Source organism: Pantoea sp. BJ2 (assembly GCF_040255075.1).
Classification (GTDB): Bacteria; Pseudomonadota; Gammaproteobacteria; order Enterobacterales; family Enterobacteriaceae; genus Pantoea; species Pantoea leporis.
In genome coordinates, this window is the sequence record NZ_CP158292.1 from 935,791 (window position 1) to 952,015 (window position 16,225).

A 16,225-nucleotide genomic window follows, 5' to 3' on the forward strand; every position below is an offset into this window, starting at 1 on the left:
CGTCCACGCGGCAAAGAGGTTACTTCAGCGTATACCCATCCGCATCGCGCCAAGCCGGGAAGCGTTCGCGGTAGGCTTGCAGCTCCTCCAGCGAAAGCTCCGCATCAAGACGCGCACGCGCAAAGGGCTCTCCACTCGCCAGAATCTCACCCAGCGGTGAAATGATTCGACTGTCGCCACTGTATTGATGCTGATTGCCATCGCTGCCGACGCGGTTACAACCGGCGATATAAGCCTGGTTTTCAATTGCACGGGCTAACAGCAGCGATTGCCAGTGCAGCGCACGCGGTGCCGGCCAGTTGGCGACATACAGCGCCAAATCGTAATCGTTGTGGTTACGCGAAAAAACCGGGAAGCGCAGGTCGTAGCAAATTTGCGGCAGAATCCGCCAGCCGCGCCACTCAAATACTTCACGTGTTTCACCCGCCACATAGTGCTGATGTTCATTGGCCATGCGGAACAAGTGACGTTTGTCGTACTGATGCAGCGTGCCGTCTGGCTCGACCAGCAAGAAGCGGTTCACCGCGCCTTTTTCCGTCTGGATTGCCGCGCTGCCGCCGACTAACGCATTGCTGGTTTGCGCGTGCGCGTGCAGCCACGCCACGACGTCATCCTGCGGCAGCGAACTTTCGGCAGCTTCCATAGCAAAACCGGTAGTGAACATTTCCGGCAGCAGAATGATGTCGCGGCCTGCAATGCCTTTCAGCACACCGTCGAAATGACGCAGGTTAGCCGCGCCATCCATCCAGCTCAGGGTTTCCTGCAGAACGGTAATTTTCAAAGCTGACATAAGCGCTCCGCAGCGGCGTCGAGCGTCGCTTCCTGTTTGGCAAAGCACAGGCGAATCAGCTTGTGCGGGAAAGGTTCGGCGCAGAACACCGACAGCGGAATCGCCGCCACGCCGACTTCCTTGGTCAGCAGCTGGCAGAAGCTCACGTCATCCAGATCGGAAATGGCGCTGTAATCGACCAGCAGGAAGTAAGTGCCTTCACACGGCAGCAGCTTGAAACGGCTGGCGGAGAGCGCCTGGATAAAGCGATCGCGGCGCGCGCGGTAGAACTCCGGCAGTTCGCGATAGTGCTCAGGCGCCTGACGCAGCATGTCGGCAATCGCCAGTTGTGCCGGCGTATTCACCGAGAAGGTCAGATATTGATGCACCTTGCGGATTTCAGCGCTGATCGCCGCCGGGGCAATGCAGTAACCCACTTTCCAGCCGGTCATGTGGAAGGTTTTACCAAAGGATGACACCGCGATGGATCGCTGACGCAGTTCAGCATGCGCTAACACGCTGGCGTGGCCCTCTTCGGTGAAACAGATGTGCTCATACACTTCGTCGCTCAGCACATAGATTTCCTGCTCAGCAATCGCCTGCCACAGCTCGGCATAATCGCTTTTGCGCCACACGGTGGCGGACGGATTATGCGGCGTGTTCAGGATTACTAAGCGGGTTTTGCTGCTCAGCAGGCTGCGGAATTCGCGCCAGTCAACGCGAAAACCCGGCGGCTGCAGGGCGATGCGTTTTAACACGCCGCCCGCCAGTTGCACCGCAGGCGCGTAGCTGTCGTAGCTTGGGTCAAAGCAGATCACTTCATCACCTTGACGCACCAGCGCGGTGATCGCTGCGTACAACGCTTCTGTCGCGCCCGTCGTCACGGTGATATCGCTGTTGACGTCAGGCGTGTGGCCGTAAAGCGCGGCGGTTTTCTCAACAATCGCCTCACGCAGTGGCAGTACGCCGATCATCGGTGCATATTGGTTGGCGCCCTGACTCACGTGATGCGCCAGGCGCTCCTGCAAATAGCGCGGACCGTCAAAATCGGGGAAGCCTTGCGACAGGTTGATGGCGTTGTGCTGCTGAGCTAACGCACTCATTTGCGTAAAGATGGTAGTGCCGAGCGCCGGTAATTTGCTCTCGGGGATCAGGTTGTGCTGCGTCATTGTTTTGTGGTCTTAAGCGCGAATGTCGTTGCGGAGAAACCCTGTGTTGCTGCCACTATAAACAGGATGTTAACATTTGGCAATCGAGACGCTTAGACGTCTAAACTAACCTGCGGAGTCGGTATATCGCTATGACGGATTTTCTTCCACTGGAACATTTAGTGGCCGCCTGCCACTGGATTGGTGGCAAAGGCTGGGCACCTGCGACCGGCGGTAATATGTCGGTGCGGCAGGATGCGGAGTATTGTCTGCTGAGTGCGTCCGGCAAAGATAAAGGCAGCCTGACGCGCGATGATTTTATCCAGGTTGAGATCGCTACCAACGCCGTGCCATCGGGCCGCACGCCTTCGGCGGAAACCGGCCTGCATACCTTGATTTATCGCCTGTTTCCGCAGGCGGGTGCGGTGCTGCATACGCACACGGTCAACTCGACGGTGCTTTCGCGGGTAGAGAAGGGCGATGCGCTGCTGCTCAGTGGTTATGAGATGCAGAAAACGCTGGCCGGACAGCAGACGCATCTGAACACCATCGCCATTCCCTTGTTCGATAACGATCAGGACATGACGGCGCTGGCGCAACGTATTGAAGCTTTTGCCGCCGCTACGCCGCTGCAATATGGTTTTCTGCTGCGCGGCCACGGTTTGACCTGCTGGGGCAAGGACGTGAACGAAGCGCGTCGCCATCTGGAAGGTCTGGAATTCCTTTTTGAATGTGAACTGCAACGTCGCCTGCTGGAGGCCAAATGATCCGCGCCATTGTTACCGATATTGAAGGCACCACTAGCGATATCCAGTTTGTGCATCAGGTATTGTTCCCTTATGCGCGTCAGCATTTAGCGGCGTACGTGCGGGAAAATTATACCGATGAAAACGTCGCCGCCGCACTCAACGTGGTGCGTGCAGAGTCCGCTGCGCCTCAGGCCACGCTGGAGGAGCTGATTACCACACTCACGAATTATATCGATGAGGATCGCAAGTCACCGGGCCTCAAAGCCCTGCAGGGCATGATTTGGCGCGCCGGCTACGTTGAAGGCCAGTTCACCGGCCACCTTTATCCCGACGTGCTGCCGGCTTTTGCGCGCTGGCAGCAGCAGGGGATTGGTCTGTATGTTTATTCCTCTGGATCGGTCGCCGCGCAAAAACTGTTATTTGGCTACAGCGATGAAGGTGATTTAACCTCGCTGTTCAGCGGCTATTTTGATACCGGCGTCGGCGCGAAACGTGAAGCGCAATCGTATCGCAATATCGCCGAAAAAATCGGCCTTGCGCCTGCGTCATTGCTGTTCCTGTCGGATATTCATCAGGAGCTGGATGCGGCAGCGGATGCGGGCTGGCATACCGTGCAGTTAATTCGTGGCGCGGCGGATAACGCCAGTCGTCATCACCAGGTCAACGATTTTTCCCAGATTAAACCGGAGTCGATTTAACATGAGTGCATTGACCATTTTTACCGATACCGAAGCCCAGCAACCGGTGTGGCACAGCACCGATGCCGAGGCGATTCGCGAGCGTCTTAACGCGAAAAACGTGCGCTTTGAACGCTGGGAAGCCGATCGCGATTTGGGTGCGGATCCTGATGCAGAGACGGTGATTAACGCCTATCAACATGCGATTGATCGTCTGGTGGCCGAGAAGGGCTATCAGAGCTGGGATGTGCTGAGCATGCGTGCGGATAATCCGCAGAAAGAGGTGCTGCGCACCAAGTTCCTTAACGAACATACGCATAGCGAAGATGAAGTACGCTTCTTTGTTGAAGGTTCAGGGCTGTTCTGTCTGCATCTGGAGGGCGAGGTGTATCAGATTTTGTGTGAGAAGAATGATCTGATCTCGGTGCCCGCTGGCACGGCGCACTGGTTTGATATGGGTTCTGAGCCGCACTTTACCGCGATCCGCATTTTCGATAATCAGGAAGGCTGGGTCGCGAATTTCACCGGCGATAAGATTGCTGATGCGTATCCGCGTTTGGCGTGATTTTTTGCCCTCACCCCGGCCCTCTCCCGCAAGCGGGCGAGGGAGAAAACCAAGCGTGCAGATTTGCTCGATCGGTTCCCTCTCCCAGTTGTGGGAGAGGGTTAGGGTGAGGGGAAAATTGCGCCTATTTACGGCAAAAATATTCCTTCCTCTACCTGCGCTGGCGTTACCACACCGGTATCCAGCACCCAACCGCTAATCAACGCCGCTGGCGTCACATCAAAGGCCGGGTTATAGACTGCCGCACTTTCCGGTGCCCACTGCACGCTACCAAAACTGCCTGCAACGCCGGTCACTTCGCTGGCGGCGCGCTGCTCGATAGGGATGGCGTCGCCGTTTGGACATTGACTATCCAGCGTGGTGTGCGGTGCGGCGACGTAGAACGGAATACCGTGATAGTGCGCCAGCACGGCCAGGCTATAGGTGCCAATCTTGTTCGCGACATCACCATTCGCTGCGATACGATCCGCGCCGACCCAAATAGCATCGACCACGCCGCGCGCCATTAGACTGGCGGCCATCGAGTCGGTAATCAGCTGATAAGGAATGTTTAGCTCACCCAGCTCCCACGCGGTTAAACGGCCACCTTGCAGCAGCGGTCGCGTCTCATCCACCCAGACATTTTTCACCAAACCTTGCTGGTGGGCATAAGCGATAACGCCGAGCGCCGTGCCGACGCCGGCCGTCGCCAGCCCACCGGTATTGCAGTGCGTCAGCAGCTGGCTGCCCGGTTTTACCAGCGTGCTGCCGGCGCGGGCGATGTTGTCACACAGTTGCTTATCTTCGGCCACCAGACGCAGTGCTTCGCGGCTCAGCGCCGTGACGAAATCACTTTCGGCCAACGCAGTTTTCATGCGATCAAGGTTATTCATCAGGTTCACCGCCGTTGGGCGCGCCGCGCGCAGCACCTCAAGCGCCGTCGCTAATTCCGGGCGCGCGGCGCCTTGTTCACCCAGCAGCGCCAGTAGCAAACTGGCTGAGAGGCCAATCAGCGGCGCACCGCGCACGCGCAAGGCATGAATGTGCTCGACCAACTCTGTAACGCTGTGCGCGGGCAGCCAGTTCTGTTGTTGTGGCAGCGCCTGCTGGTCAAGGATCCACAGTTGATTATCGCGGACCTCAAGGCTGGTGGTACGAAGTGTTTGCATGGTGTGAAATCCCTGTTGCGTTAATGCTGGCTATTGTGCCAACATGCGTAACGGATGTATAGACGTCTGAACGGCTTATTACTATCGATAATCGAGGAACAGGCAATGTCGCAATACCGTACGTTCAATGCTGCCGATGCTGTGGAATATGCTCAACAATTTGGCGGCGTGGACGATCCGTCAGCGCTGGCGAGCGCCGAGGAGATCGGGGATGGCAATCTCAACCTGGTGTTTAAAATTTTCGATAATCAAGGCCGCAGCCGTGTGGTGGTAAAACAGGCGCTGCCCTATGTGCGTTGTGTCGGTGAATCCTGGCCACTCACGCTGGATCGTGCGCGTCTCGAAGCGCAGACGTTGATTGAGCACTACAAACATTGCCCGCAGCACACCGTCAACGTCACTCATTACGATGCCGAATTGGCGGTGATGGTGATGGAGGATCTCTCCAGTCATCGTATCTGGCGGAGCGAATTGGTGAAGGGTGCGTATTATCCGCAGGCCGGTCGTCAGGTTGGCGAATATCTGGCGCAGACGCTGTTCCATACCTCCGATTTCTTCCTGCATCCGCATAAGAAAAAAGCCGAAGTGGCGCGTTTCATTAATCCGGAAATGTGCGAAATCACCGAAGACTTATTCTTCAACGATCCGTTTATTGACCATGAGCGCAACAAATATCCTGCGGCGCTGGAATCGCTGGTGGTCAGCCTGCGCAGCGACGATGCGCTAAAAATCGCCGTGGCCGGTCTCAAGCACCGTTTCTTCGCCGATGCGGAAGCCTTGCTGCATGGCGATGTACACAGCGGTTCCATCTTTGTCGCCGATGGCAGCCTGAAAGTGATTGATGCGGAGTTTGGTTACTTTGGGCCGATAGGTTTTGATGTCGGCAGCGCGATAGGCAACTTGCTGATCAACTACTGCTGCCTGCCGGGCTTGCTGGCGCCGCGTGAGGCAGCAGAAGGGCGTGAACGTCGTCTGAGTGACGTGCAGGATATTTGTAATCAGTTTGCCAGCCGCTTCCTGGAATTGGCGAAAGAGAAAACCCGCGATGTGGCGCTGGCCTATCCCGGTTACGCCGAATCTTTCCTGCGCAAAGTGTGGCGCGATACCTTGGGTTATTGCGGTACCGAGTTGATCCGTCGCACGGTGGGGATGTCCCACGTTGCGGATTTCAAACAGATTGAAGATCAAACCATGCGCACCGAGTGTATTCGCAGCTGTATCACGTTGGGACGCACGCTGATTCTGGCTGCCGATCATGTTGCTGATGTCGATGCGCTGATTGCGCGGATTCGTCAGGCGGGTTAATGCTGGCGTGAATGAAATAAAAAAGCCTCCATGCGGAGGCTTTTGTGTTTTAAGCGGCTTCACTGGCCCGCGGGTTGGCTTTCTTCTGCGGCTTTGGCACTGCCAGCGCTTCCGGCGCGAAATCATCGACGTTAATCGCTTTCAGACGGCTGGCTTCCGCACGGATCAAGACCTGCGCTTCGCTCTCATCAATCCAGCCCGCTTTCAGGCCCTCTTGTGCCAGCGCATCCAGTCGGGTAAATGACAGATGCTTTTTCTGCTGCTTGCATAAACGATCGTGAATCACTTCGGCGGCCATCACATCCTGCAGCGCCTGCTCCAGCTGACCTGCAGGATTATGTGCGCTTGGTGCCAGATATTGGCCGCGGCCCAAACGGGTACGGGTCGCAGAAGGCAGCTGCAGCAGTTTCGCCAGCTTGTGGTCCAGTTTATCTGACGGTGCCGGGCAGTGATGACCACCGGCGAAAATCACCAGTCGCAGCGCACCGGCCACCATGCGGTTCGGGAAGTTACGCAGCAAATCATCCATCGCCACTTCGGCCTGATGCAGCGCATCCTGCACGCCCCAATGTACCAGCGGCAAATCGGCTTCGTTGCGGCCTTCATCGTCATAGCGCTTCAGGGTGGCGGAGGCCAGATACATCTGGCTCAGCACATCGCCGAGACGCGCCGAGATACGTTCACGACGTTTCAGGCTGCCGCCCAGCACCGCCATCGATACATCTGACAGCAGCGCGAGGTTGGCGCTCAAACGGTTAAGGTGTTGATAGTAGCGGCGCGTGGCGTCGCGGGTTGGTGTGGCGCTAGTGCGGCCGCCGGTTAAGCCCAGCCACAGGCTGCGTACTTTATTACTGCCTACGTGGCCAATATGGCTGAATAGCGCGCGGTCAAAGGTCACCAAATCGTTTTTCGCTGCGGCGTTCATCTCTTCCAGCACCCACGGATGGCAGCGGATCGCGCCCTGGCCGAAGATGATCATGCTGCGCGTCAGGATGTTAGCACCTTCCACGGTGATGGCGATCGGTGCGCCCTGATAAGCCCGCGCCAGGAAGTTGTTTTCGCCCAGCATAATGCCTTTACCGCCAGCGATATCCATCGCGTCGATAATCGCGCGCTGACCGCGATGGGTGCAGTGATACTTCACAATCGCCGATAGCACCGCAGGTTTTTCACCGAGCATAATGCCGCTAGTGATTAGCGTTGCGGCAGCATCCATCACGTAGGCGTTACCAGCAATGCGTGCCAGCGGCTCTTCGATCCCTTCCATCTTGCCGATAGAGACTTTGAACTGACGGCGGATGTGCGCATAGGCACCGGTCGCCAGTGCAATGCTTTTCAGGCTGCCGGTTGAGTTCGAAGGCAGCGTGATGCCGCGACCGACTGAAAGACACTCCACCAGCATGCGCCAGCCCTGGCCGGCCATGGATGGGCCGCCGATGATGTAGTCGATGGGTACGAAAATGTCTTTACCGCGCGTCGGACCGTTCTGGAACGGAACGTTGAGCGGGAAGTGACGTTGGCCGATCTCTACGCCAGGCGTGTGCGTTGGAATCAGTGCGCAAGTGATGCCAAGCTCTGTAGTCTCGCCCAGCAGATGATCCGGATCGGAGAGTTTGAACGCCAGGCCTAACACGGTGGCAATCGGTGCCAGCGTGATATAGCGCTTGTTCCAGGTAAGACGCATGCCCAGCACTTGCTGACCTTGCCACTCGCCCATGCACACCACGCCGGTATCGGGAATCGCGCCGGCATCCGAACCCGCTTCCGGGCTGGTCAGGGCAAAGCACGGGATCTCATCACCGCGCGCCAGACGCGGCAGGTAATGATCTTTCTGCTCATCAGTACCGTAATGTTGCAGCAGTTCGCCGGGGCCGAGTGAGTTCGGTACGCCAACGGTGATCGCCAGAATGCCGGAGACGCCCGCCAGTTTCTGCAGCACGCGCGCCTGCGCATAGGCGGAGAATTCCAGGCCGCCATACTCTTTCTTAATGATCATGGCGAAGAAGCGATGCTGTTTCAGATACGCCCACAACTCCGGCGGCAGATCGGCCATTTCATGGGTGATTTCGAAGTCGTTCGCCATGCGGCACGCTTCTTCGACCGGACCATCGATAAAGGCCTGCTCCTCTTCGGTCAGGCGCGGCTGCGGATAGTTGTGCAGCTTCTGCCAGTCCGGTTTGCCGCGGAACAGGTCGCCTTCCCACCATGTGGTGCCGGCGTCGATCGCCTCTTTTTCGGTGCGCGACATCGGCGGCATCACTTTCTGGAAGCTGTGCAGCGCCGGTTTCGAGAACAGGCTGCGACGCATGACCGGCAGGTTAAATGGCAGCAGAATAATCGCCAGCGGCAGCAGCATCCATGGCGTCCATAAGTCAGCGGCCGCCAGTGCGCCGGTCCACAGCAGCAGAATTACGCTGCTCAGCTGAAGCGAAATTTGGTGGTAGAACAACACGCTAAGCAGGATTAGCGTCGCAACGATTGAGGCAACCAACATAATGAACCACTCCATAAGTAGTAAGAGGTCTGACCTGTTATGGGTGTAGGTTTAGAATATGGGGCAAAATTTATCAATCTGTTTACATCGCAATTACAACACATCTCACAAATTCGTTGCACGATACGCAACAACTGCCAAACTTCCTCGAGACGCCGCGCTTTTCCTTAAGGCAGGCGCTTTGCGGCTTAGCCCCATTCCGTTAAACTTGCCGGGTCAATCTTTCCTCTAAAGGACATCTCTATGTATCAGGACATTATTCGCTCAGAACTCAATGAAGCAGCCGATACGCTCAACACGTTCCTGAGTGACGAAGCCAACATTCACGCCATTCAGCGCGCCGCAGTTCTGCTGGCCGATAGCTTTAAAGCGGGCGGCAAGGTGCTCTCCTGCGGTAACGGCGGCTCGCACTGCGATGCGATGCATTTTGCTGAAGAGCTGACTGGACGCTACCGTGAAAACCGTCCTGGCTACCCGGCGATTGCCATTTCTGATGTCAGCCACCTGTCGTGCGTCAGTAACGATTTTGGTTATGACTATGTGTTCTCACGCTATATCGAAGCGGTAGGCCGTGAAGGCGATGTGCTGCTGGGTCTTTCTACGTCCGGTAACTCTGCCAACATCATCAAAGCCGTGGAAGCTGCGCGCGCGAAAGGCATGAAAGTGATTACTCTGACCGGCAAAGATGGCGGCAAGATGGCAGGTTCCGCGGATATCGAAATTCGTGTGCCGCACTTTGGCTATGCCGACCGCATTCAGGAGATCCACATCAAAGTGATCCATATTCTGATGCTGTTGATTGAAAAAGAGATGGTTAAGTCATGATGCGTTCCTCTCGCCGCGCGCGAGAGGATCTAACTTAAGGCGGTTGCTATGTGCGAATTGCTCGGGATGAGCGCCAATGTCCCCACGGACATCTGTTTCAGTTTTACCGGTCTGGTGCAGCGTGGCGGTGGAACCGGGCCGCACAAAGATGGTTGGGGCATCACGTTCTACGAAGGAAAAGGGTGCCGCACCTTCAAAGATCCGCAGCCGAGCTTTAACTCGCCGATAGCCCGTTTGGTGCAGGAATACCCGATCAAATCGCATTCGGTGGTGGCGCATATCCGCCAGGCGAATCGCGGTGAAGTGTCGCTGGAAAATACCCATCCGTTCACGCGTGAGCTGTGGGGCCGCAACTGGACCTACGCACACAATGGTCAGCTCAAAGGTTATCGTCAGCTGGATACCGGGCCATTTCGTCCGATTGGTGAAACCGACAGCGAGAAAGCATTTTGCTGGATGCTGCACAAACTGACCGAGCGTTATCCACGCACGCCGGGCAACTGGCCAGCGGTGTTCCGCTACATTGCCGAGCTGGCAGCAGAAATGCGTGAGAAGGGCGTGTTCAACATGCTGTTATCGGATGGGCGCTATCTGATGGCGTTCTGTTCGACTAATCTCTACTGGATTACGCGCCGGGCGCCGTTTGGCAAAGCGACGTTGCTCGATCAGGATGTGGAAATTGATTTTCAGCAGCAGACGACGCCGCAAGATGTGGTGACGGTGATTGCTACGCAACCGCTGACGGGCAATGAAACCTGGCACCGGATAGTGCCAGGCGAGTGGGCATTATTTTGCCTGGGTGAGCGCCAGGAATGATTTCGAGGCAGCATCCGGTGTAGCGATCACCGGCGTGCTGTTCACCGCATATTGGCCGGTGGCCGTCACGTTCACGGTAGGCGGCACACGGTACTTAGCGAAGTACGCATAGCCCGGCTGCAGTTCACGCCAGAAGTTAATGTACGTCGAGTATTTATGACGCTGCATATTGCTGTCTGTCATGCGGAACGGATAGATATTGACCTGAATCTCCTGCTGACCATTACGTAGCGCGGCGTTGGTGTAGGCGAAGATCTCATCCATCGATGCATCCGTCATTGCGTAGCAGCCCACTGACACGCAATCTCCGTGAATCATTAAATAGTTACCGTTATAGCCTTTAGCGCGATCGTACTGATTGGGAAAACCGGTATTAATAGCGCGATAAAAACGGCTATCCGGTTTTAACTGGTTCAGCTTAACGTTATAAAAGCCTTCCGGACTTTTGAAATCGCCCTGACGACGTTTAGGTCCTAAACCGCCAGAGAAATTACAGATGCGATAGCTGTCCAGCAGACGATATTCATTCCCGATTTTGCCGTACAGTTCCAGCGTACGCTCTTCCTTGAAAATCTGAATAAAAACGGGGGTTCCAATTAGTTGTTTCTTTAACTCTTTGCTCACCGGAGCCAGCGGTTGCGTAGGCTCGGGGTTCATTGCCCAGCTAAGGAGCGGCATAAGAATCATCGCAAGCGTTAATGCGATTCTGCCCATTCTGTAGATACCTTGATGTGGAGAGAGACGATGACGCTGTGCGTCCGGGTATTGCATTATCGGAAATATCCGCTATCGCAGCGCAACATTAACATTGTCTGGCTTTTAATCAAGCCAGTGTCCGAGAAAATGGCGCGTTCCTAAAAGGAATACGACCACTAATTTGTAAACTTTAATCTCGCTCTCAACAAATATTGCCGATATTTTTCGCTGCTGTATACTTATCCAGTATATGGGAGGGCGTATGCGCAAAATTATTCATGTCGATATGGACTGCTTTTATGCAGCGGTTGAGATGCGCGACGATCCCTCTTTACGTGATATTCCTATCGCCATTGGCGGCAGCCGCGTGCAACGTGGCGTGATCAGCACCGCGAACTATCCGGCACGTAAATATGGCGTGCGCAGCGCGATGCCGACCGGCATGGCGCTGAAACTCTGCCCGCATCTGCGGCTGCTGCCTGGCCGCTTTGATGCCTATAAAGAAGCCTCCCGCCAGATCCGCGACATCTTCTCACGTTACACCTCGCTGATTGAACCGCTGTCGCTGGATGAAGCCTATCTGGATGTGACCGACAGCCTGCATTGCCATGGCTCGGCGACATTAATGGCGCAGGCGATTCGCGCCGATATCCTGCGTGAAACCGGGTTGACCGCTTCCGCCGGCATCGCGCCGATCAAGTTTCTCGCCAAGATCGCTTCCGATCTCAACAAACCCAACGGGCAATATGTGATTACGCCGGACGCGATGTCCGATTTTCTACTGACGCTGCCGCTCAGTAAAATTCCTGGCGTGGGTAAAGTGGCGACTAAAAAGCTGGAAGAGATGGGCTTGCGCACCTGCGCGGATGTGCAGCGCGCCGATTTGGCGCTGCTGCTTAAACGCTTTGGCAAGTTTGGCCGCATCTTGTGGGAACGCAGCAACGGCGTGGATGAGCGCAATGTGGTGGTTGAGCGCGAACGCAAATCGCTCGGCGTTGAACGTACCCTGATGGAAGATATTCACAGCTGGGAGCAGTGTCTGGAGATTATTGATTTTCTCTATGCGGAGTTGGATCGCCGCTTAACCGCCATCAAGCCGGATAGGCAGATCGCCCGACAAGGCGTGAAACTGAAGTTCAATGATTTCCAGCAAACCACGCAGGAGCACGTTTGGACGGTGCTGAATAAAGACGACATGATCGCGGTGGCGCGTCAGGCGTGGGATGAACGCAGAGCAGGGCGCGGCGTGCGGCTGGTGGGATTGCATGTCACGATGGTGGATCCGCAGTTGGAGCGGCAGTTGGTGTTGGGGTTGTGAGATTGTGCGCGCTGCCCCTCATCCCGGCCTTCTCCCGCCAGCGGGAGAAGGAGTAAAACAAACCGCGCTAATCGGTTCTTTCTCCCACATGTGGGAGAGGGTTAGGGTGAGGGAAAACTACTTCTTACCGTACTTCGCTTCCAGCGTTGCAAACCATGGCGCGATGAAATCGTTATTTTCGCCCCAGCCTGGAATGATCTTATTCAGCGACGCCACGTTGACCGCGCCTTGCTGGCTATTCAACTGCTGCTGAGAAATCGATGACGCTTTAAACTCGTAAGTCGCCGGTGTGGTTTCGCCTGCAATCTTGTTCGCCACCAAACGCATATTCACCGCGCCAATGGTTTTTGGATCCACCGCTACGGTTTGTACCCAAGGACTGTTCTTTTCATGCATCAACTGCAGATCCTGATTGGATACGTCGATGCTATACAGTTTGATCTCGCTACGACCATTCTCCTGCAGGGCTTTATACGCGCCCTGGCTGAAGGCATCCCACGAACCCCAGATCGCATCGATCTTGCCTTTCGGGTATTTCGCCAGAATCGCGCCAATCTTGTTGGCGGTATCGCCCTGTACGTCGGAAGAAACCGCGCCAATCGACTCCAGCTGATGAATGTCCGGATTCTCTTTCAGCAGCTTCTCATACACCACCTGACGACGATCCATCGCCGGGAAACCGGCCACCCACAGCTTGACGATATTCGCTTTACCGTTGAAGTCTTTGATTAAGCTGCCGAGTGATTCCTGCGCCAGCGAAGCATCATTCTGCGCCGTCACGGTGACGCCCTCTACCGGCGTATTAACCGGCGTATCAAACACCGACAGCTTGATGCCCGCTGCGGCAATACGCTGCACCAGCGCCGTGGAGTAGGGATCTTTACCGTGCGACAGGATAATGCCGTCATATTTCTGGCTAATCGCCTGGTTAACGAAATCCTGGAAGCGCGCATCGTCGCCATTGCTGAGGAAAGTGCTGACCTTAAAGCCCAGCTGGCGGCCTTGCTGAATCGCACCGGCGACAAACTGCGTGGTGTTATCGTCCGAACCCAGGTTGCGGATGATGGCGATGCGTACCGGGCCTTCATGGTTAGCGATAACCTCAGGCACTGCGGCATCGGCGAAGGCGGCGCTGGCGTTGAGCAGGCTAACCGCCAGCAGCGAAAGGGTAATTTTTTTCATTATGATCTCTTTCTGATTAAACGCGCCTTAACGGCGCTGGATGTAAGTCATCGCCAGCGCCAGCGCCAGTACCAGACCTTTAATAATGTCCATCGCGTAATAGGGCACCGACAACATCACCAGCCCGTTCTGCAACACACCAAGAATGATGGCGCCCACCAAGGTACCCAGCGCATTCGGTTTGCCCGAACCGGCCAGCGAGAAGCCGATCCACGCCGCGGCAACGGCATCCATCAGATAACCGCCGCCGGCATTCACCTGCGAAGAGCCGATGCGTGATGCCAGCAAAATGCCGCCCAAGCCAGCCAGCAGTGAGGCCAGCACATACGCCAGCACGCGATAGCGCGTGGTACGAATGCCGGAGAGACGCGCCGCTTCAGGATTGCCGCCCAGCGCGTACATACGACGGCCATGCTTGGTCAGCGACAGCGCCAGCTGCGCCACAATGGTGACCACCAGCATGATAATCACGATGGTCGGCACCTGGCCGAGCAGGCCAAAGGCGGCAGGAATGGTGCCTTCGGCCATGTCGCCGCTCGGCAGCACCATATTCTCGGTAATGGAACCGCCAAAGCTGTAGGTCATCGCCACGCCCTGAATCACAAACAGCGTGGCGAGGGTGGCGAGCATGTCGGGAATACGTAGCACCACAATCAGGAAGCTGTTGAACAAGCCAACCAGCGTACACAGCAGCAGCGTAATAATGATGGCTCCGGTGGTGCCAAAGCCGTGCCAGACGAACAGCGAAATCACCAGCGCATTGGCCAGCGAGGCGGTGGATCCCACCGACAGGTCAAAGCCGCCAATGGTCAGCGAAATCGACACGCCAATCGCAATCACCGTGACGATGGCAATCGAGCGCAGGATGTTAATGATGTTGGTCGGTTCGAGGAAGCTGTCCGAAGCGAGACCAAATGCGGCAATCAAAATCACCACGGTCAGCAACATGCCCCACCTATAAAGGAAATCAAATAGGTGATGGCGCAGAGAAGGCTGCGAGTTTAGGGATAGTTCTTTGCTGCTCACGCAGGTGTTCCTCCGGTGGAATAAAGCAAAAGTGCCTCTTCTGTGGCGGTGTTGCCCTCCATCTCTGCCACAATGCGCCCATCCCAAAGCACACAAATGCGGTCGCACAGACCGACCAATTCAGAAAACTCGCCCGAGGCATAAATGATGCCTTTGCCCTCACGCGCTAAGCCATCGATCAGCGTGAACAGATCGGTTTTGGCTTTGATATCGACGCCTTTCGTCGGCTCATCAAAAATCAGCACATCGGCGTTGTTGCGTAGCCACTTGCCAATCGCCACTTTCTGCTGGTTGCCGCCCGACAAACGACGCAGGATTTGCCCCGGTCCGGTGGTGCGCACATTCAGGCGCTGAATCACCGCTTCCGCCCAACGCCACGCCTGGCGATGACCAAACAGGCTCCAGCGCGAGAAGCTGTTATCGGCGCTGATGCTCAGATTCATGCTCACCGGTTCATCGATGAAAATGCCCTCTTTGCGGCGCTCTTCCGGCACCAGCGCCATGCGGTTTTCTACTGAATCATGTGGTGAACGCGGTCGCCACGGTTTGCCGTGCAGTTCGCCCTTTGTCACGCGGCTTTTGCTGGCACCAAACAGCGCTTTACACAGCTCGGTTTTACCGGCACCCGCCAGACCAGCAATGCCCAGAATCTCCCCTTTGTGCAGACGCAGCGAAATATCCTGCAGTAGCCGATCGTCGTGTAAGCCTTCCACCGACAGCAGCAGCGGCAGAGTCGCACGGGCGCGACGCGGCGGAAAAACATCATCCAGCCGATGTCCCAGCATTTTTTCCACGATCTGCTCGCCACTCAGCGCCGCCATCGGGCTGCTTTCAATCAGACGACCATCGCGCAGCACCGTTAAGCGGTCGCAAATTGCTTTCAGTTCGTGAATGCGGTGCGAGATAAACACCACGCCAATGCCGCTGGACTGCAAGCGGCGCACCACGGTAAACAGGCGCTCGCTCTCATGCTGATCGAGCGGGGCGGTGGGTTCATCCAGGATCAGAAAGCGGCAGTGATGGGACAGGGCGCGCGCCAGCAGGATTTGCTGCTTCTCTGCCAGCGAGCAGCGCTCCACCAAACGGTTGACGTCGATGTTCACTTCCAGCTGCGCCAGTAACGTACGCGCCTGGCGGCGAATCTCACGCCAGCTGTAGACGTGACCCGGTTCGGCTAAACGATCGAGCAGAATGTTTTCGGCCACGCTGAGCTGTGGCACCAGCGCCACATCCACTTCCTGCTGCACCAGATGAATGCCGAGCTTTTTGGCATCGCGCGGTGAGCGAATAGTGACCGGCACATCATCCAGCAGAATCTCACCGCTGTAATGATCGTGTGCGCCAGCCAGCACCGCCATCAGCGTAGATTTTCCGGCGCCGTTAGCGCCCGTCAACGCATGCACCGAGCCGCCTTCAGTCAGAAAATCCACCTGCGCGAGCGCGGCGAAACCGCCAAAGGCAATGGAGATATTACGCATCTCCAGGCGGTTGATCGCACTCATTGAAC

15 protein-coding genes are annotated in these 16,225 nt (G+C 56.3%); 7 read left to right on the plus strand and 8 right to left on the minus strand.

What is annotated here, in order from left to right; translation table 11 throughout:
- Positions 1–19: 19 nt before the first annotated feature.
- Both AAF463_RS04155 and AAF463_RS04160 read right to left on the minus strand, forming a co-directional pair.
- A complete protein-coding gene (locus AAF463_RS04155; RefSeq protein ID WP_101762534.1) occupies positions 20–790 on the minus strand; it encodes an amidohydrolase in 771 nt (256 codons plus the stop codon).
- Positions 778–1,938 carry a pyridoxal phosphate-dependent aminotransferase gene (locus AAF463_RS04160; protein ID WP_350261573.1) on the minus strand — a complete coding sequence of 387 codons (1,161 nt, stop codon included), beginning with the start codon at positions 1,936–1,938 and terminating at the stop codon, positions 778–780. Before AAF463_RS04160 ends, AAF463_RS04155 begins: the two co-directional genes overlap by 13 nt.
- A gap of 131 nt (positions 1,939–2,069) precedes the next feature.
- Between AAF463_RS04160 and AAF463_RS04165 the strand changes: the two genes are divergently transcribed.
- From AAF463_RS04165 to AAF463_RS04175, 3 genes are read left to right on the plus strand one after another with little or no spacing between them, the layout of a single operon-like run.
- Positions 2,070–2,684, plus strand: a complete 615-nt coding sequence (locus AAF463_RS04165) for a methylthioribulose 1-phosphate dehydratase (protein ID WP_101762532.1) — start codon at positions 2,070–2,072, stop codon at positions 2,682–2,684.
- Positions 2,681–3,364, plus strand: a complete 684-nt coding sequence (mtnC, locus tag AAF463_RS04170; protein WP_350261574.1) for an acireductone synthase — start codon at positions 2,681–2,683, stop codon at positions 3,362–3,364. Before AAF463_RS04165 ends, mtnC begins: the two co-directional genes overlap by 4 nt.
- 1 nt (position 3,365) lies before the next feature.
- The gene (locus AAF463_RS04175; RefSeq protein ID WP_101762530.1) at positions 3,366–3,908 is read left to right on the plus strand and encodes an acireductone dioxygenase; all 543 of its coding nucleotides are present in this window, start codon (positions 3,366–3,368) and stop codon (positions 3,906–3,908) included.
- Positions 3,909–4,036: 128 nt separating this feature from the next.
- On the opposite strand, the gene mtnA is transcribed toward AAF463_RS04175, so the two are convergent.
- Positions 4,037–5,056: an S-methyl-5-thioribose-1-phosphate isomerase gene (gene mtnA, locus AAF463_RS04180; RefSeq protein ID WP_350261575.1), complete on the minus strand. Its 1,020-nt coding sequence runs from the start codon at positions 5,054–5,056 to the stop codon at positions 4,037–4,039.
- Positions 5,057–5,161: 105 nt separating this feature from the next.
- Here mtnA and mtnK point away from each other — a divergent pair, with 105 nt between their 5' ends.
- The gene (mtnK, locus tag AAF463_RS04185) at positions 5,162–6,361 is read left to right on the plus strand and encodes an S-methyl-5-thioribose kinase (protein ID WP_350261576.1); all 1,200 of its coding nucleotides are present in this window, start codon (positions 5,162–5,164) and stop codon (positions 6,359–6,361) included.
- Between the two features lie 49 nt (positions 6,362–6,410).
- Here the strand turns inward: mtnK and fadE are convergent, their stop codons facing one another.
- Positions 6,411–8,855, minus strand: a complete 2,445-nt coding sequence (gene fadE, locus AAF463_RS04190) for an acyl-CoA dehydrogenase FadE (RefSeq protein WP_350261577.1) — start codon at positions 8,853–8,855, stop codon at positions 6,411–6,413.
- A 243-nt stretch (positions 8,856–9,098) separates the two neighbouring features.
- Here fadE and lpcA point away from each other — a divergent pair, with 243 nt between their 5' ends.
- Positions 9,099–9,680 carry a D-sedoheptulose 7-phosphate isomerase gene (lpcA, locus tag AAF463_RS04195; protein WP_064740353.1) on the plus strand — a complete coding sequence of 194 codons (582 nt, stop codon included), beginning with the start codon at positions 9,099–9,101 and terminating at the stop codon, positions 9,678–9,680.
- A gap of 48 nt (positions 9,681–9,728) precedes the next feature.
- Positions 9,729–10,496, plus strand: a complete 768-nt coding sequence (locus AAF463_RS04200; RefSeq protein WP_008108933.1) for a class II glutamine amidotransferase — start codon at positions 9,729–9,731, stop codon at positions 10,494–10,496.
- Here the strand turns inward: AAF463_RS04200 and dpaA are convergent.
- On the minus strand, positions 10,467–11,210 hold the full coding sequence (gene dpaA, locus AAF463_RS04205) for a peptidoglycan meso-diaminopimelic acid protein amidase (protein WP_101762523.1): 744 nt from the start codon (positions 11,208–11,210) through the stop codon (positions 10,467–10,469). The genes AAF463_RS04200 and dpaA overlap by 30 nt on opposite strands.
- A 244-nt stretch (positions 11,211–11,454) precedes the next feature.
- On the opposite strand from dpaA, the gene dinB reads away from it, so the two are divergent.
- The gene (dinB, locus tag AAF463_RS04210) at positions 11,455–12,510 is read left to right on the plus strand and encodes a DNA polymerase IV (RefSeq protein ID WP_217547464.1); all 1,056 of its coding nucleotides are present in this window, start codon (positions 11,455–11,457) and stop codon (positions 12,508–12,510) included.
- Between the two features lie 117 nt (positions 12,511–12,627).
- Here dinB and AAF463_RS04215 read toward each other — a convergent pair whose 3' ends face one another.
- From AAF463_RS04215 to AAF463_RS04225, 3 genes are read right to left on the minus strand one after another with little or no spacing between them, the layout of a single operon-like run.
- Positions 12,628–13,692, minus strand: a complete 1,065-nt coding sequence (locus AAF463_RS04215; RefSeq protein ID WP_350261578.1) for a sugar ABC transporter substrate-binding protein — start codon at positions 13,690–13,692, stop codon at positions 12,628–12,630.
- Positions 13,693–13,719: 27 nt separating this feature from the next.
- Entirely contained in the window at positions 13,720–14,718 is a 999-nt protein-coding gene (locus tag AAF463_RS04220; RefSeq protein ID WP_350261579.1) for an ABC transporter permease, read from the minus strand.
- A complete protein-coding gene (locus AAF463_RS04225) occupies positions 14,715–16,220 on the minus strand; it encodes a sugar ABC transporter ATP-binding protein (RefSeq protein ID WP_336767227.1) in 1,506 nt (501 codons plus the stop codon). Before AAF463_RS04225 ends, AAF463_RS04220 begins: the two co-directional genes overlap by 4 nt.
- Positions 16,221–16,225 lie beyond the last annotated feature (5 nt).